A 3,223-nucleotide genomic window follows, 5' to 3' on the forward strand; every position below is an offset into this window, starting at 1 on the left:
GGGTGGGGGGAAGCATCGGCGGCTCACCGAACCACCCCCACCCTCATTCCCTCTCCTCAAGGGGGGAGGCCGATCGTGCCGATGGCACCATCTCAATTCCCCACCCGATGTCATCCCGGCGGTTTGCACATGCCACCCACCCGAGCATTACGGGGTTCACCAAAACAATCGCCCCGGCAGCAGGACTGCCGGGGCGGGCGCGGGTCGAGACAGGAGAACAGCTTCGGCCCCGCGCCGTTCGCCGCGCCGCCGGTGAGGGTCGTGGGGCGAGTGGCGGCGCGGCGGAACGGGAGGGGGTCAGTCCTCGGCCGGCTCTTCGGGCGCCTCGGGAGCGGCAGGAGCACCCGGGCGTTCGAAATGCGCGCGCCGCGGCGCGAGCTCGGCCTTCTGCTCGTCGCTGAGGCTGCCGAAGAACGCCTCGAACGCCGGCTGCACGGCCTGCATGGCCTCGAGCCGCGCCGTCTCGATGGCGATGCGGTTGTTGAAGATCTCGACGATGTCCGGCCGCTCCTCGGCGCGCCGGTCGAAGCGCAGGCCCTCGGTCGCGGTCTCGAAATCGGACTGGGCGGAAAGCGCGTCGCTCTTCAGCGTATCGAACAGGGCCCGCTGATCCTCGTTCATGTCGATGGCGTAGGACAACCGCACGAAGGCGATCTCCAGGCCCTCGGCGCTGCCGAAGTTCAACAGCCCCATCCCGCCGCGCGGCCCGTGGGCGCCGGGCCCGCCCATGTGGTGGATCATCATGCGGCGCTCGGCGAGCCCGGCATGGCCGCCGGGGCCTTTGCGATGGAAGCGGTGGGCGCCGTCACCCGGCTTGCCGGGCGCTTCCACCTGGGTCGGCGTGGTGGTCTGGGCGAACGCGGAGGTGCCGATGCCGGCAAGTCCGACGCTTGCCGCCGTCAGGGCCACAAGGGCGGTCTTGGAGATCGTCTTCATGGGTCTAGTCCTTTGCATGGGAACTGGTTGGAGCCAGCACCGTCACGCTAGCCGCGCCGACCTCTCCCGATCATTGCGGCCAGATGAAAGGTTGGTAGGATTCGTAAGGTTCGCCCTCAGAAGGCATTGTTGCCAAAGGGCAACGCGGCGCGCCGGACGCGCGCGGCGCCGCTTTTTCCGGCTGGCACGACGGACCTTCCCGCGCTACCAATCCCTGCAGCGACCCGTGAAGGAGGATCGTTCGATGAGGACCAGAGGCACGCACACCACCCGCTGAACGGGCAGTGCCGTCTCGGGCTGCGCGTTCGGCCCCACCTCATCGAAATCTTTACTTCCGGAACGCATTCATGCTTCGTCGCTATCAGACGCTCGTCGACCCCTATGTCGGGTATGACGGGAAAACCCCATCCGCCGATGTCTGGCGGTTCATCCTCGAAAACCTCCGCCCGTTCCGCCTGCCCATTGCCGCGAGTCTTGCGCTCGCCGTCGTCGGCGCGGCCATAGAGGTCTGGCTCATCGGCTATGCCGGGCGGCTGGTCGACATGCTCGCCGCCAGCAGCCCGGAGCGGCTCTGGGCCGATCACGGCATGGAGCTGGTGGTTGTCGCGGCCGTTGTGCTCCTCGCCCGCCCGCTCGCGGGCGTCGCGCGCGAGAGCTTCGACGACATCGCCTTCCGCCCCAATGCGGTGACGCTCTTCCGCTGGCGGTCCCACCGGCACCTGCTGGCCCAGTCGGTCGGCTGGTTCCAGAACGACTTTGCCGGGCGCATCGCCGGTCGTGTCACCGAGATCGGCAATGCCGCGACGAACGTCATCTACGCGCTCGTCCACACGCTCTCCTTCGTCGTCATCTACGTCCTCGGCTCGATCTGGCTGATGGCCTCGATCGATCTGCGGTTGCTGGTGCCGATGCTCGTCTGGCTCGGGCTCTACCTTGTGCTCATGGCCTATATCGTCCCGCGCCTGAGGGTTGCGTCCGAGCGGATGGAGGCCGCGAACACCGGGCTCTCCGGCATGCTCGTCGACACCTATTCCAACATCGGCATCGTCAAGCTCTTCGGCGGCGAAAAGGCCGACGACCGCGACAGTCGCGAGCGGCTGGAGGAGGTCCGGCAGGCGTTCTTTGCCGTGCAGCGGCTGGAGGTGACGACCAACGGCTCGATGCTCTTCCTCGGCAGCCTGCTGATCGTCGGGCTCGTCGGCTACGGGATCGTCCTCTGGCAGGGCGGGCAGGCGCCGCTCGGGCTCGTCGCCGCGGCGCTCGCTCTGAGCTTTCGCATCACCGGCATGGCCGAATGGCTGCTCGACGCGGTCTCAGGGCTCTTCAACGCCATCGGCGCCACCCGCGAGCACCTGAAGACCATCGCCCAGCCCATCGCCATCCCCGATGCGCCGGACGCCCGTCCCCTCGTCGTTTCGCGCGGCGCTATCCGCTTTGCGGACGTCAGCCACCATTACGGCAAGGGCCGGGGCGGGCTCGACCGGGTGAGCCTTATCGTCGCGCCCGGCGAGAAGGTCGGCCTCGTCGGCCGCTCGGGCGCGGGCAAGTCGACCCTCGTCAACCTGCTCCTGCGCTTTTTTGAAGCCGAAGCCGGCCGGATCGAGATCGACGGGCAGGATATCCGCGCCGTCACGCAGGCGAGCCTGCGGCGGCACATCGCCATGGTGACGCAGGACGTCTCGCTGCTGCACCGGTCCGTGCGCGACAACATCGCGCTCGGCCGGCTCGATACCTCCTTCGAGCGCATCGAGGCCGCCGCCGCCAAGGCGCATGCCGACGCCTTCATCCCAATGCTGCGCGACGAGTCCGGCCGCAACGGGTACAAGGCGCATGTGGGCGAGCGGGGCGTCAAGCTCTCGGGCGGGCAAAGGCAGCGCATCGCGCTTGCCCGCGCCATCCTCAAGGACGCGCCGATTCTCATCCTCGATGAAGCGACCTCAGCCCTCGACAGCGAGGTCGAGGCGGCGATCCAGGACACGCTCTATGGCGTGATGGAGGGCAAGACGGTCATCGCCATCGCCCACCGGCTCTCGACCATCGCGCGCATGGACCGCATCGTGGTGCTCGACGAGGGCCGCATCGTCGAGGAGGGCGCGCACGCGGCGCTCCTCGCGCAGGGCGGGCTCTATGCCCGCCTCTGGGCCCGCCAGTCCGGCGGCTTCATCGGCATCGATACGGTCGATTAGTCCGCCGAATCTCGGCTCCTTCGCCTCCCTCCCCCTTGAGGGGAGGGAATGAGGGTGGGGGTCGTTGCCTGGGCCACCGATGGACCCCCACCCTCATTCCC

General features: G+C 68.3%; 2 protein-coding genes. One reads left to right on the top strand and one right to left on the bottom strand.

Going from position 1 to position 3,223, the window contains the following annotated elements; translation table 11 throughout:
- Positions 1–297 precede the first annotated feature (297 nt).
- Positions 298–936 carry a Spy/CpxP family protein refolding chaperone gene (locus VE25_RS00065; RefSeq protein WP_046106533.1) on the bottom strand — a complete coding sequence of 213 codons (639 nt, stop codon included), beginning with the start codon at positions 934–936 and terminating at the stop codon, positions 298–300.
- Positions 937–1,283: 347 nt separating this feature from the next.
- Here VE25_RS00065 and VE25_RS00070 point away from each other — a divergent pair, with 347 nt between their 5' ends.
- Positions 1,284–3,122 carry an ABC transporter ATP-binding protein gene (locus tag VE25_RS00070; RefSeq protein ID WP_046106534.1) on the top strand — a complete coding sequence of 613 codons (1,839 nt, stop codon included), beginning with the start codon at positions 1,284–1,286 and terminating at the stop codon, positions 3,120–3,122.
- Positions 3,123–3,223 lie beyond the last annotated feature (101 nt).

It is taken from the genome of Devosia geojensis (assembly GCF_000969415.1).
Classification (GTDB): domain Bacteria; phylum Pseudomonadota; class Alphaproteobacteria; order Rhizobiales; family Devosiaceae; genus Devosia; species Devosia geojensis.

Bases quoted from the DNA above. Each gene is read 5' to 3' on its own strand.
- VE25_RS00070 (WP_046106534.1), top strand. From the start codon at position 1,284: ATGCTTCGTCGCTATCAGACGCTCGTCGACCCCTATGTCGGGTATGAC.
- VE25_RS00065 (WP_046106533.1), bottom strand. From the start codon at position 936: ATGAAGACGATCTCCAAGACCGCCCTTGTGGCCCTGACGGCGGCAAGC.